The organism is Lactiplantibacillus pingfangensis, from assembly GCF_005404945.1.
Classification (GTDB): Bacteria; Bacillota; Bacilli; order Lactobacillales; family Lactobacillaceae; genus Lactiplantibacillus; species Lactiplantibacillus pingfangensis.
On the sequence record NZ_BJDG01000009.1, the window covers coordinates 12,898 to 31,960 of the forward strand.

Annotated in this window: 16 protein-coding genes, 1 pseudogene and 1 riboswitch; of the genes and pseudogenes, 15 read left to right on the plus strand and 2 right to left on the minus strand. The window is 43.7% G+C overall.

Annotation, left to right across the window (positions count from 1 at the left end; all coding sequences use genetic code 11):
• Positions 1-106: 106 nt before the first annotated feature.
• Positions 107-1,144, minus strand: coding sequence for an SDR family oxidoreductase (locus FFM74_RS05585; RefSeq protein ID WP_137625652.1), 1,038 nt, complete (start codon positions 1,142-1,144; stop codon positions 107-109).
• A gap of 117 nt (positions 1,145-1,261) precedes the next feature.
• Between FFM74_RS05585 and FFM74_RS05590 the strand changes: the two genes are divergently transcribed.
• From FFM74_RS05590 to FFM74_RS05625, 8 genes are all read left to right on the plus strand, one after another.
• A complete protein-coding gene (locus tag FFM74_RS05590) occupies positions 1,262-1,834 on the plus strand; it encodes a TetR/AcrR family transcriptional regulator (RefSeq protein ID WP_137625653.1) in 573 nt (190 codons plus the stop codon).
• A gap of 292 nt (positions 1,835-2,126) precedes the next feature.
• Complete coding sequence (locus FFM74_RS05595; protein WP_137625654.1) at positions 2,127-4,487, plus strand: CDP-glycerol glycerophosphotransferase family protein; 2,361 nt, start codon at positions 2,127-2,129, stop codon at positions 4,485-4,487.
• Positions 4,488-4,923: 436 nt separating this feature from the next.
• Positions 4,924-6,648, plus strand: a complete 1,725-nt coding sequence (locus FFM74_RS05600; RefSeq protein ID WP_137625655.1) for a glycosyltransferase family protein — start codon at positions 4,924-4,926, stop codon at positions 6,646-6,648.
• Between the two features lie 128 nt (positions 6,649-6,776).
• The gene (gene tagD, locus FFM74_RS05605) at positions 6,777-7,172 is read left to right on the plus strand and encodes a glycerol-3-phosphate cytidylyltransferase (RefSeq protein WP_137625656.1); all 396 of its coding nucleotides are present in this window, start codon (positions 6,777-6,779) and stop codon (positions 7,170-7,172) included.
• A gap of 177 nt (positions 7,173-7,349) precedes the next feature.
• Entirely contained in the window at positions 7,350-8,438 is a 1,089-nt protein-coding gene (locus FFM74_RS05610) for an ABC transporter ATP-binding protein (protein WP_137625657.1), read from the plus strand.
• A complete protein-coding gene (locus FFM74_RS05615) occupies positions 8,438-9,256 on the plus strand; it encodes an ABC transporter permease (protein WP_137625658.1) in 819 nt (272 codons plus the stop codon). Before FFM74_RS05610 ends, FFM74_RS05615 begins: the two co-directional genes overlap by 1 nt.
• 171 nt (positions 9,257-9,427) lie before the next feature.
• A complete protein-coding gene (locus FFM74_RS05620; RefSeq protein WP_137625659.1) occupies positions 9,428-10,318 on the plus strand; it encodes a LysR family transcriptional regulator in 891 nt (296 codons plus the stop codon).
• Positions 10,319-10,375: 57 nt separating this feature from the next.
• A complete protein-coding gene (locus FFM74_RS05625) occupies positions 10,376-10,807 on the plus strand; it encodes a pyridoxamine 5'-phosphate oxidase (RefSeq protein ID WP_137625660.1) in 432 nt (143 codons plus the stop codon).
• 114 nt (positions 10,808-10,921) lie between these two features.
• Here FFM74_RS05625 and FFM74_RS05630 read toward each other — a convergent pair whose 3' ends face one another.
• Complete coding sequence (locus FFM74_RS05630) at positions 10,922-11,155, minus strand: hypothetical protein (protein ID WP_137625661.1); 234 nt, start codon at positions 11,153-11,155, stop codon at positions 10,922-10,924.
• A 215-nt stretch (positions 11,156-11,370) separates the two neighbouring features.
• Positions 11,371-11,477: riboswitch (TPP riboswitch) on the plus strand.
• A gap of 65 nt (positions 11,478-11,542) precedes the next feature.
• Between FFM74_RS05630 and thiM the strand changes: the two are divergent.
• The 7 genes and pseudogenes from thiM (at position 11,543) to FFM74_RS05665 (ending at position 18,914) form a co-directional block, all read left to right on the plus strand.
• Positions 11,543-12,334, plus strand: a pseudogene (gene thiM / locus FFM74_RS05635) (hydroxyethylthiazole kinase).
• Between the two features lie 17 nt (positions 12,335-12,351).
• A complete protein-coding gene (gene thiD / locus FFM74_RS05640; RefSeq protein ID WP_137625662.1) occupies positions 12,352-13,176 on the plus strand; it encodes a bifunctional hydroxymethylpyrimidine kinase/phosphomethylpyrimidine kinase in 825 nt (274 codons plus the stop codon).
• The gene (thiE, locus tag FFM74_RS05645) at positions 13,166-13,819 is read left to right on the plus strand and encodes a thiamine phosphate synthase (RefSeq protein ID WP_137625663.1); all 654 of its coding nucleotides are present in this window, start codon (positions 13,166-13,168) and stop codon (positions 13,817-13,819) included. Before thiD ends, thiE begins: the two co-directional genes overlap by 11 nt.
• Before the next feature lie 155 nt (positions 13,820-13,974).
• Positions 13,975-14,469 carry a hypothetical protein gene (locus tag FFM74_RS05650; protein WP_137625664.1) on the plus strand — a complete coding sequence of 165 codons (495 nt, stop codon included), beginning with the start codon at positions 13,975-13,977 and terminating at the stop codon, positions 14,467-14,469.
• 506 nt (positions 14,470-14,975) lie between these two features.
• Positions 14,976-15,710: a gamma-glutamyl-gamma-aminobutyrate hydrolase family protein gene (locus tag FFM74_RS05655; RefSeq protein WP_137625665.1), complete on the plus strand. Its 735-nt coding sequence runs from the start codon at positions 14,976-14,978 to the stop codon at positions 15,708-15,710.
• A gap of 18 nt (positions 15,711-15,728) precedes the next feature.
• The gene (locus FFM74_RS05660) at positions 15,729-17,360 is read left to right on the plus strand and encodes a peptide ABC transporter substrate-binding protein (protein WP_137625666.1); all 1,632 of its coding nucleotides are present in this window, start codon (positions 15,729-15,731) and stop codon (positions 17,358-17,360) included.
• A gap of 156 nt (positions 17,361-17,516) precedes the next feature.
• On the plus strand, positions 17,517-18,914 hold the full coding sequence (locus FFM74_RS05665; protein WP_137625667.1) for a flavocytochrome c: 1,398 nt from the start codon (positions 17,517-17,519) through the stop codon (positions 18,912-18,914).
• Positions 18,915-19,063: the final 149 nt, after the last annotated feature.

Genomic DNA, 19,063 nt, shown 5'->3' on the forward strand with positions numbered 1-19,063 from the left:
GCGGTGACCTTCTGAACGCTTGCGCGCCGATCACGTACCCTCATCATGGTTTGGCACCGAGAGTATTATCGCATGGCGCGTCTGTGTCGTCAATTGAAAGTTAAATTTAATCGGCTTTGACGATTCCAAGGTCAATCATTGATTGCGCGGTCGCGACAATCGCAGTCTCAGCTGATCTTGGCTGCCAATTGAGCATCGAAACGGCTTTAGCATTGCTGGTTTCGGCGTAAACGCCCAATAAACTGGCCACCATTCGTAACATGGGATCGGCCAGTGCGGCGACCTTGATGAGTGGATCAGGAATGATCTTGGTTGGCAACTTGGCTGCGAAGTCGGGAAAATGGTGTCGTAAGATCGTTGCCACTTCTAGCATTGAAAGGGTCTCACCAGTTGTGGCTAGAAAACGTTCGCCAGCAGCCTGCGGGGCAGTCATGGCAAGTAAATGTAGGCTTGCCACATCGCGGACATCAACGTAACCAGAGTCAACGCGCGGGACAGCTTTAAGTTGACCAGCCAGTAATTGCTGAATTTGGTTATTTGAATGAGAATAATCTGCTGATAGGACGGGACCCATGACAGCCACAGGATTAACCGTGGCGAGTGTCATACCGTGACCTTCGCGAGCAATAAAGTCCCAAGCAGCATGTTCTGCCAATGTTTTAGACTTTTGATAGGGATGAATATTTTTAGCAGCTAAGTTTGACCAGTCTCTTTCAGTGTAAGGGGTGTCCCGGTGTTTGTGGCCGGCGAAGACTGCGCCATAGGCCGATGTTAAGACGACACGTTTCACTTTAGCATCGCGCGCGGCCGTCAAAACTCGGACAACGCCATCAACGGCCGGTCGGATCATTTCGGATTCATTTTTAAAATTTAAGGTGGGCGTTGGCGAGGCCACATGAATGACGTAAGTTGCACCTTGCATGACAGCAGCCCAGCCATGATCATGGGTTAAATCAGCCTCAACGAAATCAAGATTGGTAAAGTCGGTTAAGCCACCAGTTGTCAACATTTCCTTAATCAAATTGATCTTTTTTAGTGAGCGGACCGTTGTTCGGACCCGATACCCTTGTTTCAGTAATTGCAAAATAATATGAATCGCAATAAAACCACTCCCGCCGGTAACGACGACTAATTCCTTCTTCATGTAAAAGTTCCTCCAGTTCTATAGTTACACTTGTAACGTGTGTGGAGATAGCTTACAATGGGTTTCACTAATAAACAAGCGATATTGCGGCATCTGTGACAGAAAGGTGGAATTGTTATGGCAGCAACGCAACATGCGCAGCTAATTAAGCAGGATTCACGCGATTATTTGACCACAGCCTTGTTACAATTACTAGAGACGCACGATTTGGCGACCATTACGGTAACCCAAGTCGTTAAGCGCGCTGGGGTAAGTCGGATGGCTTTTTATCGAAATTTTACGACACTATCAGATGTTTTGACGGCTTATTTTGATCCTTTGATTGCGGCACGATTTGCAGATGTTCAACAACAGCTGCCGGTTGCGGATAAATTAATGGCGATTAGTGGCTTCTTTTCGACACAAGCTGAGGTATTGAAATTATCTGTTGAACGCGGATTTGAGGCAATTATTCGACAGTGTTTCGATCAGCAGATGTTGCATTTTTATGCTGATTTGGTATTACCAATGACCTTAACGACAGCACAACGACAGTACTGGATGAAGTTTATGAGTGCCGGGGTGTATGCCATTTGGCGAGAATGGTTGTTTAATGGACAGCGGGAACCGTTGACAGAGATTCATGATTTAATTGGTGGCTTTCAAACTGCGACCTTGCAAGCCTTGACCGTGGGGACGGACGGTGTTTGAAGAAAGCAATCGGTGGTGCGACTTTCCAGTTGTTACGGCCATTCAGCATGACTCACGTGATCGAGATATTTCCCGGGGAATAGTGGCCAACGTTGTTGGTAATAGTAAGTAGTGATATTATCTAAGGAAGGATTGGGAAAGACTGGCCTTTTTAGCCATTGATGGTTAATGTCACCGGCGCCAAGGATTTTGACTGTCTTTCTCAGAGCGTTTACTGACGTCTTTGTAGGTTTAAAAAGTTTGATTGTAAAGATTAAGACAAAGATCACATCAAGTAGAGGATTGTTTATAAATGAAAAAGATTGCGATTTTAGGGTTTAATGTTTTTGCACCAGGGGGAACATCCCGAAGTAATATTAATTTATTGGAAGAGTTTGGTCGTGCCGGTTATCAGATTACCTTTTTTAATTTTAGACAGTTTACGCGGCGAGATTTGCGAAAATTAAAAAAAGAAAACCCCACTGTAACAGATGTTGAGTTCTTATACATTTCCGAACTAGAAACACATGTTGATTTCGATTACTTCTTTATTACGCGGGAAAGCTTTTTCTGTGTGGCGCCATATATTCGGGCTAACAGCAATGCCATCATTGTTGGTGAAATTCATACGCCATTGGCATTGATCGAAGAAACCGATTTAACCGATTACTTACAATATTTCAGTTGCGTACGAGTTGCCACTGAGTCGATTAAGGCTGAAATCGTGCGGCGCTTCCATTTTGATCGGGTTTATGTTCAAACAGTTAGTCTAGAACATATCGCTAACGAGCAAGCAACGTTTGATCCTGAAATTGTGGATGAAAATGGCAATGTCAATTTGATTGTCCGGTCCCGATTTGATCATGAAAAAGATATCTCGGCAATTATCAAATTACTGGATTACATGATTCATTATCTACATCATGACGAGTTTCGGTTTTATATTACTGGCTATGGTCCTAGTGGCACGATGTATCACAATTTAGTCAGCTTCTATGGGCTTGATGATTATGTTTTCTTCAATAGTAAGCAGGTTCCTGATCGTCATATTTACGTGTCGACCTCGTTCTATGAAACGTTTGGTTACTCAATTGTGGAAGAATTTGCGAGTGGCCACCCAGTCATTGCTTATCCAGGGAACGACAATGTGACGCGTGAGAATTTTGGGGCGTTTAAGGATGTGCTCTGGATTAAGAAAGATCCAGAGATTGATGCGCCTAAAATTTTAGCGTTCATTAAGCAGCCACGGACCGAAGCTGATTATCACTATAATCTTGAGCAAATTGCCAAAAAGAAGCAGCATTACGTGACGAACTTTGAAGCAACGACTGCGAAGTTCAAACAAAATGTTGGTCAGGTTGATGATCAGGCGGTTACCTATGATCAAATGTGGGAAGTCATTCAGAAACGGACTAAATTTGATGGCATGCGTCGTTTCCGTCGACTTTATTACAAAGTACGTAAGGTGCCGGCAGTTGGGGCAATTGTTCAACAAGATTGGATTCGAGTGCCTTCAATGCGGTTACTCAGTAAATTGGTTGGTGAAACACCAGATTTCACGTCTGAGGAACCGATTGATGAAAATAAATTTTTCATTGAGTCCTTTCACGGTAGTAACTTGTCTGGCGATCCTAAATATTTTGCGCTTGAAATCAAGCGGCAGAATCCGGATGCAGAAATTTTCGTCAGCTCTCGTAATCAACTTGTCGATATGGAAATTCTGGCCAACGGTTTTACACCAATTCGGGTCGGAAGTCTGCGATATATCGAAAAATTCCAGGAATGTAAGTATGTCTTCATTAATGGGAATAGTCTCGATAAGGCCGGTAAACGGGATGGACAAGTCTTTATTCAAACTTGGCATGGTTTTCCAATGAAGCAAATGGTCAATGATTTAGCGGATGATGCGCAGCGGACGAAGGAATCCGAAGCCTTTGCGCCACGGATGCAGAAATGGGACTATTTAACGACCTCTTCAGCTTACAATGTTCAATTGCTCAAGTCTGCGTTTCGTTTGGATGATAATGCTGAGTTAACTGTATTTGATAATGGGACGCCTAAGAACGACTATTTGTTAAAAAATATCGATAGCACGTCTGAAAAGCAACGTATTTTTGAAAAGTACTTTAACCGACCTTACGATGCGACCAAGAAAATTGTGTTGTTCTGTCCAACTTGGCGTAAAGGCAAACGGAAAGATGTTTCTGATCTTGATTTACAAGCCGTTATCCAGGCATTGCCAGATGATTATTTGATGATTGTTAAGCTACATCCGTTGGAGAGTCACTTACGGCAACAATATGCTGATCTTGATCCTCGGATTTTCTGTTTCTACAATGAATTAGTGGATATTCAAGAACTTTACCTGTTGTCTGATTTGCTAATTTCTGACTATTCTTCGGCCATTTTTGATTATTCGTTACTCAATAAGCCAATTGTCATTATGCAAGAAGATGAAGCAGATTATGCCCAAAATATCGGTTGGTATTTCAGTATCGAAGATAAAGTTGGCTTACATGCCGATAATTATGATACGGCCGGGCTCGTTCAGGCTATTTTAACGGCGCCAGATACGAGTGCGTCTTCACGTTTGATCAAAGAACGGCTATTGACCAATGAGCATGTGGGGTCAACTGCAGAGTCGCTTAAAATTATTATGTCAAAATCTAAGTAAGACAATTTTTTCAATCTGTTATTGAGTCTGGGACAAACCCCCAGACTCTTTTTGTAACTCCGAATATTAATAGCCGAAACGTGGAACAAAAGGCTGCAACCTCCGCTTAGCTACGGAAACCGAACGATTGAAAGCCCCAATCATTCGGTTTCCTAGGCTATGCTCGGTGGCAAACCGCCTTTTGTCCCACTCTCGATAACAGATTTTTTGTTAAGTTTTTGTTTAGGCAATTAACAAATGATTAACTGACAGTTATTGTCACGGATGGGGCAGTAATTAGCCCGAACTAAGCGGGCTATCTAAAGTTAATGTGGTAGTGTAAAATGTACAGTTGATTCATGAATTAATGGGAAATTAGCTTATTCAAAGGTAGAGGTGTAGCGTTGTGTCAAAAAAAAGTGGCTATCTGGTCAGACCATATATAATTATCTTGATTGTGTCAATCATAATGGTGTTACCACAAATTATGCTCAAGAATCCCATTTTGGGAATTGACTCTAATTTTCATTTGAATCGTATTTACGAAGATGCGATGCAGATCAAAACTGGCAACTTTAGTTATTTTCAAGCCAACTATGGCTTTTCACAGTCGGGGAGAATTGTTAATGCAATGTATGGCCCAATTTGGGGTTATGTGTTGGGATTCATTTTGTTTGCGACTGGCAGTCTAGTCAAATTTCAGATTGTTTCTGACTTATTATTATTAGTTGTTGGCGGCAGCGGCATGTACTTGTTCACCCGTAAAAGTGGTGCCAATGAGCTATTTGCCACGATTGGGACGATTCTTTACATGAATGTTGGCTGGTTCGTCGCTTGGCTAACAGGACAAGAATTTACCGCCTGGGGCATGATGATCATGCCATACGTGCTAATCATGGGCATTAGAATGATTACCGACCACGATCAGCCAGTCCGCGTGTTACCACTGGCGGTCAGTGTGGCCGTGATTATCCAAGTTCACATGTTGAGTACACTACTGATTATTATTGCTTTGATTCCTTACTTTATTGTGGGGATGCAACGGGCTAATGATCGTGTGAAAATGCTACAGAAAACGGTTTTGGCGGCAGTTTTAACCATAATCATGTCGGCGAATGTCTGGGCAGGCATGCTGAATGTTACTTCTGGTAACCATCTGATGCAGCCATTTACAGTGGCAAACATGGACAATGTTTCGCTGAACCTTTCAATCGGTGATAATTATTTATTCGCGTTAGGCACAGTTTGTTCCATCTTGTTTGTATGCCAAATCTTTGCGGCGTTGAGTACTAAGGGGCTTCAGCTAGCGACTTATTTGAACACGTTTGTTGGGGCATTTTTCCTGATTATTGGGTCCAAATTATTCCCATGGCAACGGCTAGCGACAGTTTTACCCGCCGCTAAAAATTGGCTACAATTCCCGTCACGTTTAGGGTCGATTGCGGGGATTCTCTTAATTGCTGGGGCCGCTGGGTACCTCACGACGAGGGTTAAAGCAACTCAAAATAGTCATCATCAAGTGGGTACCAGCACGTTCTTGAACTGGCCGACCGGCTTATTTGCTTTCGCAGCGCTAATGCTCGTTTGGCAAAATGTAACGGTCATGAACGGGCAATTAAAGAAATGGGACACGGCACAGCCCATTCAAAGAATGGATAATATTTATTTATCAAATCATGCGACGGTAGCCGAAATTAGAGCTGGGTTTAAAGGCAAAGATTTGAGTAAAGGCCTGGCGTTAGCCGCTAAGGGAACGACTGATTATCTGAATCAGCCGGCAAGTGATGTGAAATATAATCAAAACCGAAATACTTACGCTGATTATATCAACCAAATTGTTAAGAAAAATCACCTTTATAATAAAAAAGTCTTAGCCGATGGAAGCTTATCGGTTACGTGGCAGGCTAAACGGCGGGGCAAAACGCAATTGCCAGTCGTGGGCTATGCGAAGTCAGCGGTGACGTTTAATGGGACTAAGGGCTGGAATAGTCAATACCAGCATAGTAACCTCGGTGCCTTGATTGTCGATCAAAAGCCAGGTAAGAATACCCTGATTATTAAGTATCATCCAGGCAAAACCTTTACACTGCTTAGTCTGGCTGCACTGATTTCATGGTTAGCGGTCTTAGTGCTCTGGGTCGTCCAAGGCATTAGACAACGTAAACAGCCACTTTCGGCTTGAGTTTAGCAGGCTAGCGGTCGGTCACCACGCGACTAGTGCGACATTTGGTAAACATTGTAGTGACGTGCTATAATTGGGGCTATTATTGAACACCGCGAACCGGTACTTATATTCAGGAGGATGTACACATGAAACGTGTAATCACGTATGGGACATTTGATCTTTTACACTATGGACACATTGAATTATTGAGACGGGCTAAAGCCTTAGGCGATTATCTAGTTGTCGCTTTGTCTACTGATGAATTTAATTGGGATAGTAAACAGAAGAAGGCTTACTTCTCATATGAAAAGCGTAAAGCCCTCCTTGAAGCCATTCGCTATGTTGATTTGGTTATTCCCGAAGAGGCTTGGGATCAAAAAGTTCGTGACATTAAGTTGTATGAAATTGATACTTTTGTGATGGGTGATGACTGGAAGGGCCAGTTCGACTTTGTTGGCGAACAGACTGATGCAGAAGTCATTTATCTTCCCCGGACGCCAGAAATTTCAACCACGAAGATTAAAAAAGATTTGAAGATGTAAGGCTGTTGGCTACAATCCAAGTGGTTGTGGCCAATATTTGTTTAAATGAAATTTTTATGACTAAGTCATTAACTTACGTTTAAGTTAAATAACTGGTCAACGACAAGCTAACAACGAATGAGTATAATATAAAAAGCTCGGTTGTTATGACTGTACTAGGAAGGAGCTGCTAGTAGATTGGATAAGAAGCTCAAGATTCGTGCGCGTTATTTGACTAAAGAATACGACATGATGAAAACCAAAAGCGATAAACTAAAGTCATTAATGCCATTTGGTAATACGGCAATTGAAAAATTTTGGGCCTTAAAGGGCGTAAGCTTTGATATTTATGAGGGCGATAGTGTCGGAATTGTTGGGTTGAATGGTGGCGGTAAGTCGACATTACTCAACATCGTTTCACAAATCATCCCGCCGACTTCTGGTGAACTGGAGGTCAATGGGACCACTAATATTATCTCAGTTGGTGCCGGATTGAACGGTAAGCTCTCTGGGCGTGAAAATATTATTATGAAATGTGAAATGCTTGGCATGAGTACCGCTGAAATTGATGACAAGATGGAAGATATTATCAACTTTTCAGGTGATCAAGTCATTAAAAAAATTGATCAACCAGTCAAGACGTATTCTAGCGGGATGAAGAGCCGGTTGGGATTCAGTGTGTTAGTGCATCAAGATCCCGATATTCTAATTATTGATGAAGCCCTTAGTGTTGGGGATGCCCCATTCTTCGAAAAGGGTGTTGCCCGAATGAAAGAATTTAAAGCTCAAGGCAAGACGATTATGTTCGTGAGTCATAGCCTGAGTCAGGTTAAGACGCTCTGTGACAAAGTGGTTTGGATTGATCATGGCCGGGTTGTCATGGAAGGCACCGCCGCTGAAGTGTTGCCACAGTTCGAAGAGTTCCAACGGACATACAACAAAAAGTCCAAGGCAGAACGGGCGAAAATCACTCGTGATTCAGGCCAAGACTTCAGTTTGGAAGAGTTACACGAGGCGCATCCTGAAGAACCAATTAGTTATTTTAAAAAGAAGTTATATGACAAACCGCTAAGTTGGCCAACGCAAACCGTACTAGGTTTCTTGACCCTCTTGCTAATTTTTACGATTACCGCAACCTTAAGAGAAGTGCCATTGCGAACGGCGGTCTTACATCCGCTCACGATCATCTCGTTAAAATGGCTGATTGTGATTGTTGCCGTTATTGCGGTGATTGCAGGCATCGGAATCTTATCGCGACGTCGTAAGGAAAGGCATGTATTGGACTAATGAGAGAAACTTGGTTAGTTTTACTTGAACAATTTAAAAATTTAAAGGTCATTCGTCGGCTTGCGAAGTACGAAGAAAAATCAACCTTCCAAGCACATATTTTGGGAAATGTCTGGCAAATTCTCGATCCCGCAATCAATATTGCCATTTATTGGTTTGTCTTTGGGATGGTTCTCTATGGTAATAAGCCAATGGATGGTTATTCATACATTGCGTGGTTACTCCCAGGATTTATTGCTTGGCAGTTTATGCGGTCTGAAATTTTGGGCGCTAGCCGTAGTATGGTTAGTCGGGTGCAGATGGTTAGTAAGATGCAGTTTCCAGTGTCAACCATCCCTAGTATGACGCTAGCGAGCCAGCTGATTAATTATTGGTGGATGCTTGGCATTAGCATGGTAATCATGTTGATGTATGGTGTCAGACCGTCATTTTATTGGCTTGAGTTTATCTACTTCTTCTTCTGTATGATTGTCTTTTTATATGCAGTGGGTCTAGTGACTTCGACGATTACCGTTGTGGTTCGTGATTTTCATACATTATTGAATAGTGCGATGCAGTTGATGTTTTGGGTCAGTGGCGCGATCTTCAACTTTAGTGCCAATGCGATTATCGAAAAACACCCAATGGTTATCCATATTATTCAGATTAATCCGTTTTATTATATTATTGCTGGGATGCGCGAGGCCTTTCTGGGGACTGGCTTGTTCTACCATGATATTAAAAGTATGATTATTTTTTGGTCAATTACGTTGATGTTATTGATTTTCGGTAGTCATATCCATTTGAAGTTCCGTAGTCGGTTTGTTGACTATATCTAGGTTTTAAAAGATGAGTAAGTTCGAAGTCAGCCTGAGGGTTGGTTTCGAACTTTTTTGTTTGGAGCTATTTTGTTCATGAAACCGGTTGAGCGAATTTGATGTTATCAAAATAAAAATACGGTATGATGTGATAACTAATTAAGCGATATCAACTCGAAGGGGGCTAGGAAAGTGGACTTCAAACAGATGAAATATTATTTAATGATTGCGGAATTGAAAAGCATGACGCAAGCGGCTGCTGAATTACATGTTGCCCAGCCTTACCTGAGTCGTCAGTTGAAACAGCTAGAGGATGAATTGGGCGTCACGCTATTGAAACGGACGACACGTGACATGCAATTAACTGCGGCTGGCCGCGTGTTGCAGCAACGCGCGCATGAATTGCTTGAGTTGCGACAACAATCTTTGCGGGAGCTGACGGCGGTGGCGAATGGGATGCTAGGAACTTTGAAAATTGGGATGATGGCATCCATCAATAATGGGTTGTTACCGACTTGGTTGGCTCAATATCATCACAACTATCCAAAAGTACAAGTTTTAATCGAGGAACAGTCGGGCAGCAAGATACGACAAATGATCCAGCAACAGCGCATCGACCTTGGTCTCGTCCGAACGACTAGACGACTGAAAGGATTCCAGCAACTGGAACTACCAAGCGTTCCGCTAGTAATGATTAGCCGTGAGTTACATGTTTCGGCAGAGCGTAAAGCGTCGCCAATTTTAGCCTTAAAGGACCAACCGTTATTAGTACATCATTACCATGTGGCTGTGATTGAAAAATTATGCTACGATGCCGGTTTTAACCCACACTTTTTGGCTCAAGTTGACGAGCCGTTAACCCTTTTAAGACTGGCGAATCAAGGTATTGGAACGGCGTTGGTTCCTCAAGATTGGCTGGACTTAGTGCCAACGAAACAGCTACAAGTTCAAGTGTTGGCGGTGCCGGAGTTGACGCGACCGACAGCGGTTATTTGGCAGCCATCAAAGTTATCGTTACTTGCGCAACACTTTATCACGTTGATTCAATCACAGGAGTTTAAATTAACTCGAACATACGTTTGATTTAATGACGAAGTAGCGTATAATTAAGCTTATCAATTAGCAAGAGGAGTGCGGAAAATGGATCTTGAAACGTTGCAACATGTCGTCACGATGACTAATAAAATTGCCTTAGGGACGGCGCTAAATGATCAAGCAGATGTTAAAATTGTTAATTTTGTTTGGACTGCGGCACAGCCGGATACGTTATTTTTCTCGTCAGTTAAGGATAGTGCTGCCTTAACGACCTATGCGCAACACCCAGATGTCGCGTTTATCTCAGTTCCCAATGATGGGACAGTGGGCAATCCTTATATTCGTGCTCAGCATGTGCAATTGGTGCGTTCTGAAAAAACAATGACTGACTTATTGCCGTTGTATTTAGAAACCGTTCCAAATTACCAAAAGGTCTGGGACTTAATTGGCCCGCAACTCGTCGTCTTTGAACTTAAACTCAAAGCGTTATACGTTGATCCCGGTCTGGGTCAGGAGAAGGGAACCTTGAAGTTCTAAACAACGAATTGGCTGAATAAAAAAATTAGGCGTCAGCGGCTTCTTGCCGTTGGCGCCTAATTGGTTTAAAAAGGCCCAACTGAGTCAGTCAACTCAGCCGGGCCTTTTTGGTGATTAAAGACGACTATTATAAATTAAGAAACTAATATAGCAGTTATCGCCGTCAGGTAAATCATAACCGGTATTTTGGTTAGAACCGTCGTTTTCGTGCAAAACAACAAATTCGCCAGAACCATAATCTTGATTATTTAAATAAGTGACGAGACGTTCGTCACATTCGGCTAAAGTCTTACCGGTAACAACTCGGCGATTCCAGCCACGATGAACAGCACCATTTGGATTAATCAAAGTCTTCACTCCTCAGTTTAAAGTCATCAATTGCATTATTAAAAATAATGTCACCTTGATGGACAGTGTTAGCTAATTCTAATAATAGGAGTTACAGAATTAACCAAATAAAAATCCTACTTAATCATAGCAAAGTTTGGCTAGGTTAATCAATGCTAAGTCTGAGAAGATCACATTGACGGCAGCGCTTACATCAATTACACTTGGGGTAAGTTAATAAACACTAGGGGTGTCCACAGATGGGCTGAGATGGTAATGTGCGTGCTAATCCCTTTGAACCTGTGAGTTCAGACTCGCGTAGGGAAAGTGTCGAGATGCTGTAAATTGGCAACCACTGGTTCAATGAAAGTTGAGTCGGTGGGTTTTTATATTCTGGAGGTGTTGATCATGAATTTAGACTTATTAAGGACGTTACGCTCGGAAAATCCGATTGTTTTTAATATTGCCAACTTTGTCACCGTTTAAGATGTCGCGAATGGGTTGAATGCGCTTGGGGCCTCGCCAATTATGTCAGCAGAAATTCAAGAAGCACCAGATATGGTTAATATTTCTCAGGCAGTTTGTCTGAATTTGGGCACTTTAACGGTGTCACAAGTTGCCCAAATGAAAGCTGTCGGGCAACTCGCAAATGCGCAAGCCAAACCAATTGTTTTTGATCCAGTCGCAGTCGGTGCGAGTCCATATCGCCAAAAGGTTGCCGAAACATTGCTGACAAGTTTTCAGGTTGCTGTGATTCGGGGAAATGCTGGTGAAATTGCCACACTTGCTGGAATGGCTTGGCAGCCAAAAGGCATTGATGCGGGTTCAGGAACGGGTGATTTAGCTCAAATTGCGCGTGCTTGTGCGTTGAAATTTCACTGTGTCGTTGTGTTGTCAGGGCCAACGGATGTCATTACAGATGGTCAGCGCGTCACCCAAGTGCATAATGGGACGCCGCTATTTCAATTGCATGTAGGTTCAGGTGATTTACTTTCAAGTTTGGTGGCAGCATTTACCGCTGTGAGTGAGCGTGATTACTTCGAAGCGGCTCAGGTAGCTTGCTTAGTATTGGCAGCGACTGGCCAATTGGTCGTTAAACAAATGACGGCCGATCGCCCGGGGACATTTGCGGTGGAACTATTAGATAAACTACATTTGATTACTGTCGCAGAAATTGAAAAAATTGCAGAAATAAGTTAGGAAGAAGGCTATTTGGGATGAATGATTTTCCACAAGTTGTCACGATTGCAGGAACTGATAGTGGTGGTGGCGCCGGTGTGATGGCAGACTTGAAAACGATGCAAGCACGGCATGTTTTCGGGACAGCGGTGATTGTTGCTGTCACGGCTCAAAATACGTTGGGGGTCCAAGATTTTATGGCGCTACCGGCTAAAATAATTAATGAGCAGTTTGACTCATTAGCAGCCGATTTCAAAATTCGAGCTTGTAAAACTGGGATGCTCGCTGATGCAGAACATGTCCATGTCGTTGCAGAAGCGTTAAAACGGGTCGATTTTGGGCCATTGACCGTTGACCCAGTGATGATTGCCAAGGGTGGCGCTGCGCTGCTAGCAGATGATGCCATTGAAACGGTTCGAACAGAGTTGGTACCACTAGCAACGGTTGTCACGCCTAATCTGCCGGAAGCCGAACGCCTAACCCATGCGAAAATTACGGATGCGGCTGGGATGGTGGCTGCCGGGCACGCCCTGCAAGACTTGGGTGCGAAAAATGTCATCATTAAAGGTGGTCATGAAGCAGATCGTGCAACTGCTGCCGATTATGTATTACTGGAAGATGGGACGTCTTTTTGGCTCTCAGCACCACGAACGGACACGGTTCGCACGCATGGCACTGGTGATACTTTGTCAGCATGTTTAACGGCTGAATTAGCTAAAGGGGTGCCAATGGCGACAGCAATTCAAACGGCCAAAGCCTATGTGACGGCTGCCATTAAAAATACGATTCAGGTTGGTCACGGTCATGGTCCTTTGAATCACTGGGTTGAACCAAGTGATGAGGTGAGTCGCCATGACGCGTAAATTTTCACCCGAACAGTTACGAGCCTATTTTGTTTGTGGCTCACAAGATGTTGGTAGTCGTGACATCTTAACAGTTGTGGATTCAGCATTGCAGGCTGGTATTACCGCGTTTCAATTTCGGGACAAAGGGCGTAGTCAGTTAAGCGACTCGGCGCGATTGCAATTAGGTTGCAAGTTACACCAGTTATGTGAAGCTTATCAAGTCCCGTTTATTGTCGACGATAATGTGGATTTAGCGTTGGCTTTAAAAGCAGATGGGATTCATGTTGGTCAGCATGACCAAAAAATTCAGCAAGTGCTAAGTCGGGTTCAGGGAAAAATGTTTGTGGGATTATCTTGTTCAACGCTGCCAGAAGTTGAAGCGGCTAATCAGCTGTCAGGTGTTGCTTACTTGGGCAGTGGCCCGGTTTTTCCAACCAGCTCCAAGGCGGATGCTGATCCAGTGATTGGGCTGAATGGCTTAACACGCATCGTAGCACTTTCTAAAGTGCCAGTTGTGGCAATCGGCGGGATAACTGCTGAACAATTACCGGCAATTGCGGCCACCGGTGCGCGTGGTGCGGCGGTGATCTCTTTGTTAGCACAGCGCGATAATATGGGTGCAACAGTACAAGAAATGTTAGCAGTAACGGCCCGAAAATGATTTCCCGGGAAATAAACGAATGTCCGGTTGTGAATAAATGGCATGGTTGAATACATGCGAGTTTTATCGATAAAATGGTTGTTCAGTGTTATATTGAAATTGTTGTTAGCTACTTTTAGCTCCAGAACTGTTATGAAGAAGGAGACAAACTGAAAATGGTAAAATCCGATGTGAAGATTAATGCTTGGGAACCGTTTGAATCACAACTTCATCAGTACTATTTACCGGCATCTATACGGCTTGATAATGAGACATTTCCAGAAACTTGGAAATTTCAGCTCCCGCGTGATAGTACTTATCACAAAGTCAAACCAATTGATGTTGGAATCACTGTTGACGGTGTAAAGTTTTCATCTAAAAAGGGAACGATTGTTTTGCCGATAGATCAGATTAGCAATGTTAGTGTTGACGTGGCTCAAAAAGAGATGATGACGCAAGCCATGGCCATACCCTTTGCTAGCGTTTATTTTATTGCTACGATTACATTTACTAAAACTGATGGCAAAAAATTTAAGATCAGTTTGCCAGACTTTACCTTCATACCCGCATTAGCAGGACTGTTAAATAGACTAGGCATTACTTATCTAGATCCTACGGGGTTGGGAGATCACTTAGACGATTTATCAAACTATCTTAAAACACTTTTCTAATTATTTACTGACAAAAATGCAAAGAAAAAAGTAATAAGTGGTGTCTATTCAGACATGAGTGGTTGAAATTCGCTGTGGCCCTAGTCTCGACGATACCTAGCCTGACTAGTACGCAAAATCAGAAATTCCCGGCATCTGAACACTTTCCTAACTTAATAGTTGACATTAGCTGAAATAAAACTTAATCTTTAATTAATCAAATCGCCATAATTTTTTAATTGAATATTGAGTGCTGTGAAGAGCAGAGTAAGTTAAAGGCCGAAGATTAGCGACTGCCGATAGTGTGAGGGTGGCTTCTTAATTTAACTGAAGATGGGTTTGGAGCACTGACTGGTGTTGCTGATACTAGTCCGAGGGGAGTCGTTAGTCTCCTGACATGTTTTTAATGTTATCGAGGTGGGTTTGGTTAACCACGAACTCGGGGTGGTACCACGAAACCAATCGTCCCTGTATACAATTATTGTGTGCAGGGATTTTTTGGCGATAAAAGAAAGAGGTTGTTGAAGATGACAAAGCCAATTATTGGGGTGGCGCCCGGAACGCTTGCGGTAGATAGTCAAATGTTTCCTGGTCGTAAGCGTGATTATGTCAATCGGGTTTACTTACGCTCAATTACAGCTAACGGCGGGGTGCCGTTAGTCTTGCCCGTCACAAATGACGCAGAGACGATTGCGCGCTATGTTGGGCTAATTGACGGTCTGCTGCTCTGCGGGGGACAAGATGTGAATCCGTTAGTGTATGGCGAAGAACCGTTAGAAAAATTAGGTGGGATTGATCCGGAGCGGGATACTTATGAAATTGCTTTAATCAAAGCGGTACATGCAGTACACAAGCCAATTTTTGGCATTTGCCGCGGGATCCAAATTTTGAATGCATGCTATGGTGGGACGATTTATCAGGATCTTTCGTATATGCCAGCCGGGCAAGGAACCATTAAACATTTGCAGGCGCAGTTACCGGCATATGGCATGCACCATGTCCAGGTTGCGCCTAAATCAGTCTTGGCTGAGTTTTTAGGTCAAACTGAGTTGGCGGTGAATTCGTTTCATCATCAAACGTTGCACCAAATTGCGCCAGGGTTTCAAGTGGTTGCGACGGCGCCCGATTCGGTGGTTGAAGCAATTGAAGCCACGGACGGCGGGTTACAATTGGCAGTCCAGTGGCATCCCGAAGAAATGCAGGCAGTCGAACCAGTCATGGCACGTTTGTTTGCCAAATTTATTGTAACTAGTCAGCGCTAAGATAGACGGGGAAAATGTATGAACAAAACAAAAAAATGGGTAAGTGGTCTCGAAATTGTGACATTAGGATTAGTCTTAGCTAGTTGTGGGACACAAACGACTTCTAAGACTAAAAATAGCAGTAAGACGTTGACGGTGACTGCCTCACAGGCCATTGCGACCGCCGACCCGAATAAGGCTGACGATATTGCGAGTCAGGCTGCCATTGCACAGTTTATGGAGGGCCTCTACACGACTAATACTAAGGGTAAGGTTGTGCCAGCAATTGCGACAAAAGTGGTCAAACCCACGGATGGTGGTAAGAAATACACATTCACGCTTCGGCGGAATGCCAAGTGGTCGAATGGGCAACCGGTGACGGCCGCGGACTTCGTGTATTCATTGCAGCGACAAGTTAATCCGGCAACTAAATCACAAGAAGTTGGACATGTTGCTGAAATTCAAAATGCGACTGCAATTACTGCCGGTAAAAAGGCAGTCAAAACCCTAGGTGCTAAGGCCCTAGGAAAGTATAAATTGCAACTGACGTTAACCCAAAAGGTGCCGTATTTTAACTATCGGTTGGCGACTGAAATTTATCCACTTAATCAGAAGTTTACTGAGAAGTACGGCAACAAATATGGGACTACTGCCGCTAGAACCTTATCAAATGGGCCTTATGTCCTAAAAAATTGGGATGGGACGAGTGATACTTGGAAATACGTCAAGAATCCTAATTATTACGATCGTCAGGCCGTTCATATTAATAACGTTAAGGTTGAAACGGTTAAAACTAACAGCACGGCTCAAAATTTATTTGAAAGCAATGCCGTTCAAGTCACCCAGATTACCGGTACGCAAGTTGCCAGTGCCAAGCAAGGCGCTTTGAAGAAATCGTTAACAGTGACCAAACTCAATCAGCTCTACTTCATGCCGTGGAACAACCAACGCACATTGACGAAAAATGCTGATTTACGGCGAGCAGTGAGCTATGCGTTGAATCGCAACTCCCTAGTAAAAAACGTGTTGAAAGATGGGTCAACGGCGGCAACATCGCTCGTACCAACGGGTAACACTAAAAATCCTGAAACCGGGCAAGATTTCAATCAGGATACTGGCAACTTATATCCGTATAGTCCAGCCAAGGCCAAGGAATACTGGCAGAAGGCGCAAGCCAGTTTGGGTAAAAAGCACATCACGTTACAATTACTGACCAATGATACTGATGTGAATAAATCAGTGGCTGAATTCGTTCAGGCTGCCATCGAAAAACATTTGGATGGCGTCAAAGTCACGGTTAAGTCAGTCCCACTAACGAATGAAATCTCGACATTAAGTAAAGGCAATTTTGATTTTGCGACTTTAGCTTGGTCTAGTGATTTCCAAGATCCGGTTGATTTTCTCAACAAAGCTTCTGTCACAAATTCCGTTGATTTTGGGAAATTCCAAAATCGTGATTACGAAAAAAAGATTGCGACAATTACAGCGGGAACCCAAACTAAAACGGCCCGCTATCAAACGATGCAACAGGCAGCTAAATTAGTTGCTGAGGAACAGGGGGTCACGCCACTGTATCAGACGGCAGCGGCTCATTTAATTAGTGATAAGGTTGGTGGCGTTCATTTTACGTTGCTACGAGATGCCTTGTACCGCTATGCTTATTGGAAATAACTTGCTTGTTAAACTGGTTCTGACAACTTGTCGGAGCCAGTTTTAAGTTTAGACTGTTTATTTTTAGAGTGAACCAGTAAAATAGGATTTAACAAAAATGTTTCACGTGAAACATCTGATAGGTTACACGGATTTAGTGAAGGGATGGGGAAACGCATGGCTAAGTTTCAATTTGAAGCAACACCGTTAGCAGCTTTGCAGGATCAATATGATGTGATTATTATCGGCTCTGGCAGTACCGGGTTAGTAAGCGCGATTCAAGCGCACGAGTTAGGCTTACGGCCGGTTATCTTAGAAAAAATGCCGAAGATTGGTGGCAATACGACGCGAGCATCATCTGGGATGAACGCGGCCGAAACGCTCGTTCAATTAAAGCATCATGTGGTGGACAGTTATGCTGATTTTTATCATGAAACATTTGTCGGTGGCGGTGAGCAAAACGATCCGGCAATGCTGGAATATTTTGCCTCGCATGGGGCGCTAGCGATAGATTGGCTGGCAGCCCATGGGATTGAATTAGATGATTTAACCATCACGGGTGGCATGCGTGTGAAACGAACCCACCGACCAAGCAGCTTAGCGCCAATTGGTGGTTTTTTGGTGACACAATTATTGAAAGTGGTGGCGGCCGAAAAGATTCCGTTATTTACGGAAGTTGATGTGACTGCGTTGCAAAAAGATGCTGAGAAGGTCACAGGGGTAACGGTTACATTGCCCACTGGTAGCCAACGACAGTTAGCGGCGTCAGCGGTTGTTCTAGCAACTGGTGGCTTCGGTGCCAATCCAAAGTTAATTGCGAAATATCGACCGGAGCTAAAAGCCTACCGGACGACGAATCAACCGGGGGCAACGGGTGATGGTATCAGTTTGGCGACTAGTGCCGGTGCTGAATTAGTTGATATGGCTCAGATTCAAGTTCATCCAACCGTGCAACAAGATACGGCGCATGCCTTCTTGATTGGCGAAGCGGTCCGTGGTGAGGGTGCGATTCTAGTTAATGAGGCTGGTCAGCGCTTTGTAAACGAACTGACGACGCGCAAGGCAGTTACTGCGGCAATTGATCAATTACCAACGAAGCATGCGTACTTGATTTTGGATCATGCGGTTCGTGAACGGGTACCAGCAATCAATTTCTATGATTCCGTTGGTCTAGTGGTGACGGGCGACACGCTGGCCGATTTGGCCGTTAAAATTAAGGTTCCGGTTGACGAATTAGCGGCGACCATCGCAACCTGGAATGAAGCGGTGACCACCAAAGCCGATTCTGAATTTGGTCGAACGACCGGGATGTCCCAGCCACTGACAACTGGGCCTTTTTATGCGATTCATATTGCGCCAGCCGTTCATTACACAATGGGTGGGGTCAAGATTAACGCGCTGACTCAGGTGATTGCGAGAACTGGTCACGTGATTCCAGGGTTGTACGCCGCGGGTGAAATTGCCGGAGGACTTCATGGCAATAACCGTATCGGCGGTAATTCTATTGCTGAAACGGTGGTCTTTGGCCGGCAAGCGGGGCAACAAGTTTATCGTTACTTAACAACTTTAAAATAAGTCTGAATGGCGCTGTGGCATAAGCCATGGGGCTATTTTTGACGCTGAAAATCCTTATCATCGGCAAACTAGTTGCTAGTTGTGTTTTTAAAGGGTTTTTTGAGAAGGCTTTCATTAGCCAATCTAAGTAGGCTATAATTAACAGCGAC